Genomic DNA, 13,962 nt, shown 5'->3' on the forward strand with positions numbered 1-13,962 from the left:
CGGCCCCTCAGTCGTGGCCTGCTTTGTCGCGCAAATCCTCGAAGCGAGCATAGCTCTTGGTCAGATGGCTGCGCATGGCGCGCCGCGCCGCATTGACGTCTCTGGCTTCGACCGCGGTGAGAATGGCGCGATGCTCGCGCTGCATGCGGTCGAGATATTTCTCCCGCTCGGCCTCGGTCATCCGGTCGAGCCGCGTCCACTGGCGCGGAATCATGGCGCTGCCGAACGTGTCGAACAGCCGGGTGAAATTGCCGTTCTGTGTCGCCGCGAGAATGGCGCGGTGGAAACCAAAGTCCTCTTCCGAGCCGGAGCCGCCGGCACGCACCGCCGTCTCCAGCGCGTCAAGCTTCGCGCTCATCTGCGCCAGTGCTGTCTCGCTGCGTCGCTTGGCGGCAAGGCCGGTCGCTTCCACCTCGATGCCCATGCGCAGTTCCAGCACGCGCAGCACCTCATCGATCGATTCGAGATCGTCGGGCAGGACGGAAAACGTCTTCGGCAGCGGGTCCTTGGCGACGAAGGCGCCGAGGCCCTGACGCGTGGTGATCAGGCCGCGCGCGCGCAATGCCGCCAGCGCCTCACGCACCACGGTGCGGCTGACGCCCGTGGCCGCGACGATCTCCTGCTCGGTCGGCAGCCGCTGGCCGGGTGCCAGGCCACCGGATTCGATCTGCGCAATCAGCGTGTTGACGAGCCCGGTCCTGAGATTGGGCGCCTGCGGTATGGCATCGAAAGTCATGGGCTCCGCCATCGGCGCGACTCCGGTTCGATTCTTGTTCAAAGGATTGCATCGACTGGTGCCCGCCGCAAGGTGACGAAAGGTGAGCCCGCCAGCGCGGGACATAGGAGGATTGCATGAAGGAACGAATCGGCTTCATCGGCCTGGGCAGCATGGGCGCCGGCATGGCCGACAATCTGCTGCGCAAGGGCTGGCCGCTGACGGTGTACGTGCACCGCAGCCGCACCGCAGCCGACCGCTTGATCACAGCCGGCGCCACCGAAGCCGCAAGCCCGCGCGAGCTCGCCGGGGCCTGCGACATCGTCATCCTCTGCGTCACCGGCTCGCGTGAGGTCGAGATGCTGGTCAAGGGCCTGGACGGATTGGCGGCGGCAGCCAAGCCGCTGCTGATCATCGACTGCTCGACTTCCAACCCCTCATCGACGACAGCACTTGCCGCCGACCTCGCCACGCAAAGCATGACGCTGATCGACGCGCCGCTGGCGCGCACGCCCAAGGAAGCCGCCGAGGGCAAGCTCGACGTCATGGTCGGCGGTCCGGCCGAGACCGTCGCCCGTGCGCGGCCGGTGCTCGAAGCCTTCGCCTCGCGCGTTGTCCACACCGGCCCGACCGGCAGCGGACACACCATGAAGCTGCTCAACAATTTTGTCTCGATGGGCTATTCCGCCATCTATTCGGAAGCGCTGACACTGGGCGCCAAGGCCGGGTTGACGCCGCAGGTCTTCAACAGCGTCATCTCAGGCAGCCGCATGGATTGCGGCTTCTACCAGGCCTTCTTCGATTTCGTGCTCAACCGCAACGAAAACGCCCAGCGCTTCGCCATCGCCAACGCGCTGAAGGACATGACCTACCTTGCGTCGTTCGCCCAAACTGCAGGTGTCGCCAACCCGATCGGTGCGGCGGTGCGCAACGGCTTTGCCACTGCGGTCACGACAGGCCATGGCGAGAAGTTCGTGCCGGCGCTGTCGGATATTGTCGCGGGGTTGAATGGGGTGTCGTTGGTGGAGCCACCGGGGGCATGAAATCGCGTGAGGCTCCGGAGTGGGGGGGCTGCCCTAGACGCGCAATCGGCGTGGTTCAGGCGAGGCCGACTGGCCAGGACTTTATCCCCCAGCCCGCCCACGCACCGCCTTTCGCAATCTCGAATGCCGCACCGGAGATGCCATCTCCGGCACCAGCGCTGCCTTCGCAGCGATCTCCCCATCATGCAGCCCAACCCGCAGCGCCGCGCCGGCCAGATGGTCGCGCATCGCCGCTTGCGCGCCCTCCACATCGCCGGCGCGGATGGCGGACAGGATGCGCTCGTGCTCGCCGAGCGTGATGCGGGCCATGTCGTCCGATTTCTGCTGGTTGCCGGCGGCGAGGATGCTCTCTCGAACACGCTCGGAAACGAAGCCGAGGAACTGGCCCATGTAGCCGTTGCGCGTCGCCTGGGCGACGGTGCGGTGGAACTCAAGGTCGCTGCGCAGCCAGGCGACGCTGCCATAGGGTGCCGCACGCATGCCGGCCAGCGCTTCGCCCATCGCGGTGAGATCGGCCTCGGTGCGCCGCTTTGCGGCAAAGGCCGCCGCCTGCACCTCGAGGATGCCGCGCAGTTCGAACAGATTTCGGAACGAGTCGGCGCGCTGCAGCGCCTCATAGTCGATGGTCAGCACCGTTGGGTTGCTGCTCTCCACCACGAAGGCGCCGCGCCCCTGCTGCGACCAGATGCGGCCTTCCGAGCGCAGCCTTGCGATCGCCTCGCGCACCACGTTTCGGCTGACGCCGAAGGTCGTCGCCAGCGCCTGCTCGGTCGGCAGCTGGTCGCCGGGCTTGAGGCGCCCTTGCGCGATCTCGCGCGAGATGGAACTCGCTACCAGGGTGGAGAGATGCGGACCGCGGTTGACCTTGTCGAGTTTCAGCGTCATCGCTCACCTATAGTTGACGGCTGATGTGGACGCCAGAATGCGGCCGTTGCTCAAGATGTGGCGCGGATCGAGCGCCTCCTTGATGCCTGCGGCAAGCTCGAGCGTCACCGGATCGATGCGTTCGAGGAACGCCTTCTGCTTGACCCGACCAATGCCATGCTCGGCGCTGATGGAGCCGCCATAGCGGTCAACGACGGCAAAGATCTCCGCCTCCGCCTCCTCGAACAGATGCTCGATCGCTTCAGCGGTCATGCCCTCCGGCGGCACGACATTGAGGTGGATGTTGCCGTCGCCGACATGACCATAGGTGACGGCCAGCGCGTCAGGTCGTGTCTGTTCCAGCGCAACCAGCGCGTCGGTGACGAAATCCGCAAGTTTCGAGATCGGCACCGAAACGTCGGTGCGTAGATAGCGGCCGCCGCGCCCCTGGCGCTCGACCATGATCTCGCGATAGAGCCACAACCGTTCGGCCTGCGCCCGCGTCGAGGCGACGATGCCGTCCTCGATGATATCGGCAACGCCGCCGAGAAACCCCAGAAGCATGGCGGACAGGTCGATCAGCCCGCCGGAGGAAACCTCGATCAGCACATAGGCCGGATAGGGCTTGGTCAGCGGGTCTGGAAAATCCGCACCCTCGCGCATGGTGATTTCTATGCCGCCGCGCAGGATCAGTTCGAATGCGGTGAGCAGGTCGCTGCAGTCGCGCCGGGCGCGCGCATAAAGCGCCATCGCATCCTCGACCGAGCGTAAACCCACGAGTGCTGTTTCAATCTGCGTCGGCTTGGGAAACAGTTTCAGCGCTGCGGCAGTGACGATGCCGAGCGTGCCTTCCGAGCCGATGAAGATCTGCTTGAGGTCGTAGCCGCGATTGTCCTTGCGCAGCACCTTCAGCCCGTTCCAGATCCGGCCGTCGGCCAGCACCACTTCCAGGCCCAGCACGAGGTCGCGCGTCATGCCGTAGCGCAGCACGTTGAAGCCGCCGGCATTGGTGGCGACGTTGCCGCCGATGCGGCAGCTGCCTTGCGCGCCGAAAGTGATCGGCAGCAGGCAGTCGCTCTGCTCGGCGGCGCGCTTGGCATCCTCGAGGATGCAGCCGGCCTCGACCACCATGGCGAAGTCGATCGGGCTGATCGAGCGGATCCGGTTCATGCGCTCCAGCGAGATGACGATCTCGCCGCCATCCGCCGCCACGGCTGCACCGACGAGGCCGGTCAGGCCGCCTTGCGGCACGACGGGAATACGCTGCGCATGGCAATACCGCATCAGCGCCGACATCTCCTCGACCGAGGCCGGCCGCGCCACCGCCAGCGGGCGACCGAAATGGTCGCCGGACCAGTCGCGGCTGTAGCGCGCCAAATCCTCGTCCGCGGTCAGCAACCCGCCATTCGGCAGCACGCCGGCAAGGGCTGCGATCAGGGATGCGGAAGGGGGCGGCGCGGCATTCATGAATGGACTCTGGACCCCAGGGGAAAACGACTGGACAGCCACCGTTCTTGTCGTGTTATCATACAACCCTGATTTAGAACATCAAGCGAAGGCATGTTCCCGCCAGCCGTTTGATGTGGATGGTCAGACCAGCAAATCACCTGACACGGAGGACTTACCCAATGAGCGACGCCCCAGGCTTCCGCTATATGCACACCATGATCAGGGTGCTCGACCTCGACAAGTCGATCGCCTTCTACACCGAGGTTCTTGGCATGACCTTGCTGCGCCGGGAGGACTACCCCGGCGGCAAGTTCACCAACGCCTTTGTCGGCTACGGCCCCGAGGACAAGGAGGCTGTCGTCGAGCTGACTTTGAACTGGGGCAGGGAAGAGCCCTACGAGATCGGCACCGGCTTTGGCCATCTGGCACTCGGCGTCAACGACATCTACGCCGTCTGCGCCGAGTTGGAGAGGCGCGGCGCCAAGATCCCGCGCAAGCCCGGGCCGATGCAGCACGGCACCACCCACATCGCTTTCGTGGAAGATCCGGACGGCTACAAGATCGAACTGATCGGCCTCGACACGATGTGATCTCATCAGGCGGGGTCGCATCGAGCCTGTGATGCGGCCCCGTTCTGTCCGCGCTTGCTTGGGAGGCGTTGCGGATCGATCTGTCACTTGATGACCGCGATCTTGCTGCGGTCGATGGTGATGGCGACGGCGGCGATGAGCACCGCGCCGAACACCATATTTTCCAGGAAAATGTTGACGCCGACGAAGGTCATGCCGATGCGCACAATCGAGATGATCAGCGCGCCGACGGCCGTGCGCGCCACGCCGCCCAGCCCGCCGGTGATGGCGGTGCCGCCGACGATGACGGCGGCAATGGCCGGCAGCAGCAACTGGTTGGCGAGAACCGGCGAGCCGCTCGACAGCCGCGCCGCCAATACCACGCCAGCGACAGCGGCCAGCATGCCGGAGGCCGCGAAGGCGATGATCTTGGTGCGGTCGACATTGATGCCCGCCGCCCAGGCGGCCGGCTCGCCGGCGCCGACAGCAATCGCCTGGCGGCCAAAGCGCGTGTAGCGCAGCGCCAGGAAGGCCGCGATGCCGATAACCGCCGAAATCAGCACCACCACCGGCACGCCGCCGAGCGTGGCGTTGATCCAGGCGGTGTTTTCGCGGCCGCCTTCCTCGATGGTGATGGCGCGGCCGTCGGAGACCCACAGCGCGATTCCGGTGACCACGCCGCCGGTGGCGAGCGTCGCCACGAAGGACGGCACGCGCAGCTTGACATGGACGATGCCGCTCAAGGCGCCGAAGGCGAGACCCGACAGGATCGCCACCGGGAAGGCGGCGAGGCCGAGCGAGGGCAGCAATTGCGCCAGGATGACGCTGGCCAGTGAGGCGACCGCCTGGATCGACAGGTCGATGCCGCCGAGCAGGATGGCGAAGGTGACGCCGGTTGCCAGGATGAACAGCACGGCGGTGTTGGCGAACAGCAGGGCGACGGTTTCGCCCGTCAAAAAACCGGGCGCGGCGATCTCGATGATCAGCAGCAGCACAACAAGCAGGACCAGCGGAATGGCGCCCTGCGTCCACTTGCCTTCGAAGATACGTCTGAGGGAGAAAGCTTCATTCATCGGCTCACACCATCGCTCGCAACAGGTCGACCTGGTTCGGCTTACTGCCGGGACTGGCGTTGAAGCGCGCGGTGATCTCGCCGTCGCGCATCACCAGCACCTGGTGCGACAGGCCGATGGTTTCCTCCAGCGTGTCGGAAATCAAAAGGATCGCCACGCCTTGCGCGGAGAGATCGCGGACCAGTTCGTAGACCTCCTCCTTGGCCCCGACATCCAAGCCACGCGTCGGATGGTCGAGCACGAGGATGCGCGAGCCTGCCGTCATCCAGCGCGCCAGCACCACCTTTTGCTGGTTGCCGCCGCTGAGCTTGCGGCAGGCGGCATCGGGGCCGGGCGCCTTGATGCGCAGCCGTTTGATCCAGTCGGCGGCGAGCCGGCGCTCCTTGCCATAGTCGATGGCGCCATGGCGCATGACGCTGGAGAGATCGGCGAGCGAAATGTTCTCGGCAATCGACAGGAACATCACCAGCCCTTCAAGCCGCCGCTCGCGCGGCACATAGCCGATCCCCTTGCGCACCGCCGGCTCCGGCGAGGCGAAGCGCACGGCATCGCCGGCGATTTTCATCTCGCCGGCATCGTGCTGCAGGAAGCCGCCGATGGTGCGCGTGACCTCCTCGCGGCCGGAGCCGACGACGCCGGCAATGCCGACAATCTCGCCAGCCCTGATTTTCAGGTCGACGCCGTGATAGGCACCGTTCGCACCAAGCCCCCTGGCCTCGACCATGACCGTCTCACGCGGCGCCTGCTGGCGGGCCTCGCGATAATATTCCGCCTGCAGCCCGCGCCCGACCATGATCTCGTGCAATTCCGGCGCGGTGACCTCGGCCGCGCGGTGTTCGGCAACGACCGCCCCGTCCTTCATCGTGTAGACGCGGTCCGATATTGCCAACACCTCGTCGAGACGATGCGAGACGAAGACGAAGCTGGCCCGGGATTTGAGCGAGCGCACGCGGGCGAACAGCACCTCGATGTCGGCGGCGTTGAGCACCGAGGTCGGCTCGTCGAGCAGGATGAGCAATTGCCGTTCGACCACTTCCTCCAACGTCAGCGCCTTGGCCAGCTCCACCATCTGGCGGGCCGCGAAGGTGAGTTCGGAGGTGCGCGCCGTGACATCGATGTCGATGCCGATCTTGGCCAGTTGGCGACGTGCCGCGGCGTTCATGGCGCGCCAGTTGACGATGCCGAAACGGGTGAAACGGTCCTCCTCGCCGAGATAGATGTTTTCGGCGACGGTCAGATTGAGCACAAGCGACTGCTCCTGGAACACCATGCCGATGCCATGTCGGGCCGCATCGCGCGGAGAGCGCATGCGAAGCTGTTCGCCGTCCAGCGTCAGGCTGCCGCCATCCGGCCGATAGCTGCCGGCCAGCACGCGCATCAGCGTCGACTTGCCGGCGCCGTTCTCGCCGATCAGCCCGACCACCTCGCTGGGCCGGACCTCGATCGAAACATCGCGCAAGGCCTGGACGCCGGGAAAATTCTTGATGATGTGGGACGCCTGCAGCATGGCGCTCACTTGACGATCCTGAGGCGGACGCGGTCGAGCGACAACGCCACCGCGGCGATGATCATCAGGCCCTGTACCGTCTGCTGGATGTAGGGCGAGATGCCGAGCAGGATCATGCCGTTGGCAAGCACGGTGACGATCAGCACGCCGATCAGCGTGTTGACGACGCCGCCTTCGCCGCCGGTCAGCGCCGTGCCGCCGACCACGACGGCGGTGACGGCGGCAAACAGCCTGCCGTCGCCGATGACGGCATGCGACTGGCCAAGCTGGGCGGCGGCAAGCACGCCTGATATGCCGAAGAAGAAACCGGCCAAGGCAAAGGCGGTGATGCGCACGCGCACCACATTGACGCCGGAGAGCTTGGCGACGTCCTCGTCGCCACCGATCGCCAATATGTGGCGCCCGAGCTTGGTGTGGTACTGGATGACAGCGGCGAGCAGGAAAGCGCCAAACGCGACCCAGACCGCCACCGGCAAGCCAAGGAAACGGTGCAAGGCCAAGTCGCGGATCGAGGCGTTGTTGAGCCGGATCGCCGAGCCGCCCAGCATATAGACCGACAGGCCAAGGCCGATGAACCACATGCCGAGCGTGGCCATGAAGGAGGGGATGCGCAGCATGGTCTGGACGAGGCCGCTGACGAACCCCATCGCGGTGCCCGCGACGATCGCGGCGAGCACGGCCCACCAGCCATAATCATTGCCATTGCTGTCATTGGCAGCAAGCAGCACCACCACCATCGCCGACACCGACAGGGTTCCCTCGACGGAGAGGTCGATGCTGCCCATCAGGATGATGAAGGTCAGCCCCATCGCCAGCGTCAGCGGCACTGCGGCCGAATTGGCAAGCCGCACCAGATTGCGCAGTTCAATGAAGTTGGGATTGGCGATCGCGATGAGCACGCACAGCACGATCAGCACCGCCAGCGGCGCCAGGCTGCGCCAGCGCCTGCCACCGAACACAGTGGCGATGGGGCCGGGGAGAAATGTCATAAGCGTCGTCCGCTCGATGTCCGAAACGGACTTCAGGGGTTCTGTATGGATTGTCAAGAAACCGCTTCCCGTCTGCTGAAAAGGGGAGCGGGCCGCCAGGGAGCGGCGGCCCGCTCCGGCGGTCAGGTCCGGATGGCCCCGGTCACCCGACCCCACAGGTCGTTCCAGTCGATCTCCGGCTTCGCGTCGACATTGGTCTTGTAGTATTCCTCGACATTGTCGTGCGAGATCAGCACCGCCTTGCCGTAGAATTCGCGGTGTTCCGGCGGCTCCTTGACCGGGTCGAATTTGCCGATCTTGGCGTTGTAGCCGATGGCCAGTCCCATGCCGCCCTGCCAGAACGGATCCGAGGTGACGGTGCAGGCGAACTCGCCCGTGCGCACCGCGTCGACCGCAGTCTTGATGCCGTCGACACCCACGATCGGCACCTTGCCGGCAAGGTTTTCGGCGCGCAGCGCTTCGAGTGCGCCGGAGCCCATGTCGTCATTGGCGGCCCAGATGCCCTTGATGTCGTCGCCGAAGCGGGTGAGCAGATTGCCCATCAGGTCGAAGGCCTCGGTCGATTTCCAGTTGGCGACCTGGAAGTCGAGCAGCTTGATGTCGGGATTGGCGGCCAGCGCCGCGTCGAGACCCTTCTTGCGCTCGATCGCCGCCGTCGTCGAGATCAGACCGCCGAGCGCGACGATGCCGCCCTTGCCGCCGATGGTCTTGAACAGGATCTCGGCGATGGTCTTGCCGCTCTGGATGCCGTCGAACTCGATATGGGAAACGTAGTTCGGGTTGAAGTCCTTCGGGTGCAGATCCGGCGGCTTGTTCCACTGCGTCACGACATAGGCGCCGGCCTTGGCGCAGGCCTCAACGATCGGGCGCGCATCAGGCGTGTCGTTGGGGTCGGAATTGAGCACCATGTTGCCGCCGGTCTTGGCGAGCATTGCCTTGATGTCGGCGATGCCCTTCTCGCTGTTGCCTTCCGAAACCAGCGTGACATGTTCGAGCCCGGCCCATTTGGCATAGGCCTCGGCGCCGGTCTTCCACACCGCGTGGTAGGGGTTGGATAGCGAACGGATCGACGTCACCAGCGTCGGCTTTTCCTGCGCACGCAGCACCCTTGGCATGGCGAGCGCCGCCACGCCGGCGGTGGCGCCCATCATCAGCGTCCGGCGGCTGACCGAAAGCGTACAATCTGTCCTGACCTTCATTGTTCAAACCTCCCGATTGAAATCTGTTTCCCGCCCGGCGGCATGCGCGGGGAGCGCGGCCGGGCCTTCGATCGAAGTGTTGTCAAGTTCCTCCACTTGTACGACAACCCTTCAACACGATAACCATACCCTTTCTCTTGACGCGGCACAAGCGACTTGAGATCGTTATGCGCAGGAGGGCGAGGCAATGATTTTGCCTGCGCAAAGGAGTGAGAATGCCGGATTACATAATCGTCGGCGGCGGCTCGGCCGGCTGCATCCTGGCTGCCAGGCTGAGCGAGGATCCGGACCTGTCCGTCATCCTGCTCGAGGCCGGGCCGCCCGACACCGATCGCTACATCCATCTGCCGGTCGGCTTCTTCAAGATGACGGCGGGGCCGCTGATCTGGGGCTACGACACGGCGCCCGGCAAGGCGATCGACGGCCGCACCATGGTCTATCCGCAGGCGCGTGTGCTGGGCGGCGGCTCCTCGATCAACGCCCAGGTGTTCACCCGTGGTTGCCCGCAGGATTACGACGGATGGGCTGTTGACGATGGCTGCGCGGGCTGGAGCTACGCCGACGTGCTGCCCTATTTTCGGCGGTCCGAGGGCAACGACACCTTCGCCGGCCCGCAGCACGGCATCGACGGTCCGCTCGGCGTTTCCAGCGGCGCGCCGCATCCACTGACCCGCGTCTTCGTCAAGGCGGCGCAGCAGGCGGGTCTTCCGTTCCGGGCCGATTTCAATGCCGGAGAGCAGGAAGGCGCTGGCTTCTACCAGACGACGACGCGCCACGGTAAACGCAGCAGCACGGCGGTTGCCTATCTCAAGCCGGCGCTTGGTCGCAAAAATCTGACGCTCCGCACCGACGCCACTGTCAGCCGCATCGTGGTTGAGAATGGCCGCGCCATCGGCGTCGAGATCGTCGTCAACGGCCGCACCGAGCGGCTCGGCGCCGAGCGCGAGGTGATCGTCACCGCCGGCGCCATCGGCTCGCCGACGCTTTTGATGCTGTCCGGCATCGGCCCGGCCGCGCATCTCGGACAACATGGCATCAAGGTGGTCCACGACTCGAGTAACGTCGGCCAGAACCTGCACGATCACATGGATGTCGATGTCGTCGCCGAACTCAACGGGCCGCACGGCATCGACCGCTACAAGAAGAAGCGCTGGCAGGCGGTCGCCGGCCTCGAATACGCACTCTTCGGCAAGGGGCCGGTGGCCTCCAACATCGTCGAGGCCGGCGGCTTCTGGTGGGGCGATCGGACGGAGAAGACGCCCGACATTCAGTTCCACTTCCTGCCTGGCGCCGGCGTCGAGGAAGGCATCGGCTCAGTTCCCGGCGGCAATGGCTGTACGTTGAATTCCTACCATGTGCGGCCCCGCTCGCGCGGCAGTGTTACGCTGCGATCCGCCGATCTGCGCGATCCGCCAATCATCGATCCCAATCCCTTCGCCGAACGCTACGATCTGGAGCGCGCCGTCGACGGCATCGAGATCAGCCGCGAGATACTGTCGCAACCGGCCTTCGCCAAATACATCAGCCGCGAGCACCTTCCGGGCGCGGCAACGCAGGGACGTGCAGCACTCGAAGCCTTCGCCCGCGAGCATGGCCGCAGCGCCTATCACCCGGTCGGCTCGTGCCGGATGGGTGGCGATGCGCAGAGCGTCGTCGATCCGGAGCTTCGCCTGCGCGGGCTGCAGGGCCTGCGCGTCTGCGACAGTTCGGTCATGCCAAGCATCGTGTCGTCGAACACCAATGCCGCTGTCGTCATGATCGCCGAGAAGGCCGCCGATATGATCGTTGGGCGGAAGCTGCCGCCAGCGTAAATAGATCACTCGTCCGAGAACATCGAGCGCGGCGGAAAGTCGGCACGGCTATAGTCGACGACGATGAATTTGCCGCCCTGGTATCGCTCGACAACCGGGTTGTCCGTCACCTTGCCGCGGACGCGCTCGGCCTGGCCGTCGGAACTGTCGAGCGGCGTCCAGCCGATCTTGTGCCTGGCATCACGGCGCCAGAAACCGCGGCTGTTGTTGGACTGCCCCCAGATCACCGAGCAGTCGACGTGCTCGGCCTCGGCGCAACGTTCGATCAGGCGGACAAAGTCATCGTGAGATATCCAGGTCGACAGGATCCTTTCGTCCGGAACCTCAGGCAGTACCGAGCCGATACGGATCAGCACGCTTTCGACCGCATGCTTGTCGAAGTACAGGCGCGCCAGCATCTCGCCATAGGCCTTCGACAGGCCGTAATAGCCGTCCGGACGCAACAGGCAGTCCTGGTCGAGGATCTTCGTCCGCTCGTAGAGGCCGACGGCGTGCACGGAGGAGGGGAACACAACGCGTGCCCGCTGGCTGCGTGCAGCTTCGTAGATGTGGAAGCTGCCGCGCAGGTTGGGACCGAGCACCGTCTCGAAGGATTGCTCGGTCGATACGCCGCCGAAATGCAGGATCAGGCCGCAGCCTTGTGCCAAATCGTTCACCGCCTGCTGGTTCTCGAGATCGACAATGTCGAAACTTGCCTTGTCCGGCAGCGGGATGGGCAAGGGCACGACATCGGTGAGCCGCAAGGTCCAGCCCAGTGCCGCCAGCCTGACTGAGAGCAGGCGCCCGATCGTGCCGGAGGCGCCGGTCAACAGCACCGGTTTGTCGGAGAGAGCCAATCCATGTCCTTTCATGGTCGCGGCAGACATGGTCGCGCAGGCCTGCCAAGGCGAATGGAGATCGCGCGCGACCAGTGCGGCACAAATCTTATCATATCACCGTACAAATAATCGGTTGCCACCAACAGCGGTTCGTTTATTGCTGGATGGCGATGAAACGTTCCTTTGGCCTTCCCCCGCAGATCAGCCGCACGGCACAGGTAGCCGATTGGTTTGCGCGCGAAATACGCGCCGGCCATCTGACCAGTGGGGAGAAATTGCCGACCGAACAGGAGCTGATCGCGCAATTCGGGGTGAGCCGCACGGTGATCCGCGAAGCCATGGCCTCGCTGCGCTCGGAAGGGCTTGTGGTCAGCCGCCAGGGGTCGGGCGTGTTCGTCGCCGACCATGAGGCCAACACGACGTTTCGCATCGTGTCCGACGAGCTTCACTCGCTGACCGAAGTCCAGAACGTGTTGCAGCTTCGGCTCGCCGTGGAACTGGAAGCCGCCGGCATCGCCGCCGAGAAGCGCGGCGACGACGATCTTGCCCGCATGCGCGATTGCCTCGACGCCATCGATGCATCGATCGCCGCCGGCGAGAGCGCCATCGAGCCGGACTTTGCCTTCCACCGGGCGATCGCCTCGGCAACCGGCAATCCCTATTTCGAACGCTTCATGCATTTTCTCGGACCGGTCATCATTCCGCGCCAGTCGATCCGCCCAAGGGCCGAAACCCCTGAGCAGCGGCGGCTCTACCTCGAACAGGTCCAGATGGAGCACCGGCGGATTTATCAGGCCATCGAGCGGCAGAATGTCGAAGCCGCTCGCTTCACCTTGCGCGAACATCTCGAAGCCGGCCGCGAGCGTTATCGCCGCATGGTCGATGGTTCGGTCCGGTCGTAGCACCGGATCAGACCTGATTGTCGATGTGTCCCCGCGGCCCATCGGATTTCACACCAGCTCTCCGACCGGCATGTTGCAGGACTGCATGAGTGCCGCTAGCTGCCGCTCCTCATCCACTGTGAGGTCGAGAAGCGGTGACCTGATCGGGCCGCAATCGATCCCGGCAATGCGCGCGCCAGCCTTGACGATCGAGACGGCATAGCCGGCGCGCCGGTTGCGGATGGCGAGATAGGGCAGGAAGAACGACCGGATGATATCGCCGACCTCGGTCGTGCGCCCGGCGCGCAGAGCGTTGAAGAAACGCAGCGCCATTTCGGGCGCGAAATTGTAGATTGCCGAGGAATAGGTCGTCATGCCGATCGCTGCCGCCGCACTGGCATGAACTTCGGCCGTCGGCATGCCGCCGATGAAGATCAGGCGGTCGTCCATGCGGTAGCGCAGCGCGGTGAGCAGCTCGATGTCGCCGACGCCGTCCTTTAGGCCGATCAAGTTCGGGCAGTCCTGCGCCAGCCGGTCAAGGGTCTCGGGCGTCAGCACCGCATTGTCCCTGTTATAGGCGATCACGCCGATGCCGACGGAACGGCAGATGGCGGTCAGATGCCGGCGCAGGCCGTCCTGCTCGGATTTGACCAGATAGGGCGGCAGCACCAGCAGCCCGTCGGCGCCATTAGCCTCGGCGGCCTTGGCAAACTCTACCGCCATATGCGTGCCGTAGCCGACGCCGGCAAGCAGCGGCAGGTGATCAGGCACCTCGTCAGACGCTGCCCGCACGACGCGCTTGTATTCTTCCAGTGTCAGCGAAAAGAATTCGCCCGTGCCGCCGGCGGCAAAAAGCCCGCTTGCTCCGGCAGCGCCTTGGCTGGCGACATGGGCGCGATAGCCGTCCTCGTTGAAGCCGCCGTCATCCTCGAAGAAGGTCAGCGGAAAGGACAGCAGCCCGCGGCCAAGGGATCTGGTCAGTTCGGTGGGTGAGAACGTCAAAACAAGTACTCCGTGTATGGGCTTGGCGGACCGGCTCGGCCG

Annotated in this window: 13 protein-coding genes; 4 read left to right on the plus strand and 9 right to left on the minus strand. The window is 65.0% G+C overall.

Annotated elements, in window-relative coordinates:
* Positions 1-7: 7 nt before the first annotated feature.
* Entirely contained in the window at positions 8-748 is a 741-nt protein-coding gene (locus NKH52_RS17395; RefSeq protein ID WP_352731808.1) for a FadR/GntR family transcriptional regulator, read from the minus strand.
* 104 nt (positions 749-852) lie between these two features.
* On the opposite strand from NKH52_RS17395, the gene NKH52_RS17400 reads away from it, so the two are divergent.
* Positions 853-1,758, plus strand: coding sequence for an NAD(P)-dependent oxidoreductase (locus tag NKH52_RS17400; RefSeq protein WP_352731805.1), 906 nt, complete (start codon positions 853-855; stop codon positions 1,756-1,758).
* 81 nt (positions 1,759-1,839) lie between these two features.
* Here the strand turns inward: NKH52_RS17400 and NKH52_RS17405 are convergent, their stop codons facing one another.
* Both NKH52_RS17405 and NKH52_RS17410 read right to left on the minus strand, forming a co-directional pair.
* Positions 1,840-2,643, minus strand: coding sequence for a FadR/GntR family transcriptional regulator (locus NKH52_RS17405; RefSeq protein WP_352731802.1), 804 nt, complete (start codon positions 2,641-2,643; stop codon positions 1,840-1,842).
* A gap of 3 nt (positions 2,644-2,646) precedes the next feature.
* A complete protein-coding gene (locus NKH52_RS17410) occupies positions 2,647-4,089 on the minus strand; it encodes an FAD-binding oxidoreductase (RefSeq protein ID WP_352731799.1) in 1,443 nt (480 codons plus the stop codon).
* Between the two features lie 161 nt (positions 4,090-4,250).
* On the opposite strand from NKH52_RS17410, the gene gloA reads away from it, so the two are divergent.
* The gene (gene gloA / locus NKH52_RS17415; protein ID WP_352731796.1) at positions 4,251-4,661 is read left to right on the plus strand and encodes a lactoylglutathione lyase; all 411 of its coding nucleotides are present in this window, start codon (positions 4,251-4,253) and stop codon (positions 4,659-4,661) included.
* A gap of 83 nt (positions 4,662-4,744) precedes the next feature.
* Here the strand turns inward: gloA and NKH52_RS17420 are convergent, their stop codons facing one another.
* The 4 genes from NKH52_RS17420 to NKH52_RS17435 all read right to left on the minus strand — a co-directional run bounded on the left by NKH52_RS17420 (position 4,745) and on the right by NKH52_RS17435 (position 9,408).
* Positions 4,745-5,713 (minus strand): ABC transporter permease, encoded by a 969-nt coding sequence (locus NKH52_RS17420; RefSeq protein ID WP_352731793.1) that lies wholly within the window; start codon positions 5,711-5,713, stop codon positions 4,745-4,747.
* 4 nt (positions 5,714-5,717) lie between these two features.
* Positions 5,718-7,220 carry a sugar ABC transporter ATP-binding protein gene (locus NKH52_RS17425; protein ID WP_352731876.1) on the minus strand — a complete coding sequence of 501 codons (1,503 nt, stop codon included), beginning with the start codon at positions 7,218-7,220 and terminating at the stop codon, positions 5,718-5,720.
* 5 nt (positions 7,221-7,225) lie between these two features.
* Entirely contained in the window at positions 7,226-8,209 is a 984-nt protein-coding gene (locus NKH52_RS17430; protein WP_352731790.1) for an ABC transporter permease, read from the minus strand.
* 122 nt (positions 8,210-8,331) lie between these two features.
* Entirely contained in the window at positions 8,332-9,408 is a 1,077-nt protein-coding gene (locus NKH52_RS17435; protein ID WP_352731788.1) for a sugar ABC transporter substrate-binding protein, read from the minus strand.
* Positions 9,409-9,623: 215 nt separating this feature from the next.
* Between NKH52_RS17435 and NKH52_RS17440 the strand changes: the two genes are divergently transcribed.
* Positions 9,624-11,219 (plus strand): GMC family oxidoreductase, encoded by a 1,596-nt coding sequence (locus tag NKH52_RS17440; RefSeq protein ID WP_352731785.1) that lies wholly within the window; start codon positions 9,624-9,626, stop codon positions 11,217-11,219.
* Between the two features lie 5 nt (positions 11,220-11,224).
* Here the strand turns inward: NKH52_RS17440 and NKH52_RS17445 are convergent, their stop codons facing one another.
* Positions 11,225-12,055, minus strand: coding sequence for an NAD-dependent epimerase/dehydratase family protein (locus tag NKH52_RS17445; RefSeq protein ID WP_352731782.1), 831 nt, complete (start codon positions 12,053-12,055; stop codon positions 11,225-11,227).
* Between the two features lie 152 nt (positions 12,056-12,207).
* Between NKH52_RS17445 and NKH52_RS17450 the strand changes: the two genes are divergently transcribed.
* On the plus strand, positions 12,208-12,939 hold the full coding sequence (locus NKH52_RS17450; RefSeq protein ID WP_352731780.1) for a FadR/GntR family transcriptional regulator: 732 nt from the start codon (positions 12,208-12,210) through the stop codon (positions 12,937-12,939).
* 48 nt (positions 12,940-12,987) lie between these two features.
* Here NKH52_RS17450 and kdgD read toward each other — a convergent pair whose 3' ends face one another.
* A complete protein-coding gene (gene kdgD, locus NKH52_RS17455) occupies positions 12,988-13,920 on the minus strand; it encodes a 5-dehydro-4-deoxyglucarate dehydratase (protein ID WP_352731777.1) in 933 nt (310 codons plus the stop codon).
* Positions 13,921-13,962 lie beyond the last annotated feature (42 nt).

Source organism: Mesorhizobium sp. M1066 (assembly GCF_040318635.1).
Lineage (GTDB): Bacteria > Pseudomonadota > Alphaproteobacteria > Rhizobiales > Rhizobiaceae > Mesorhizobium.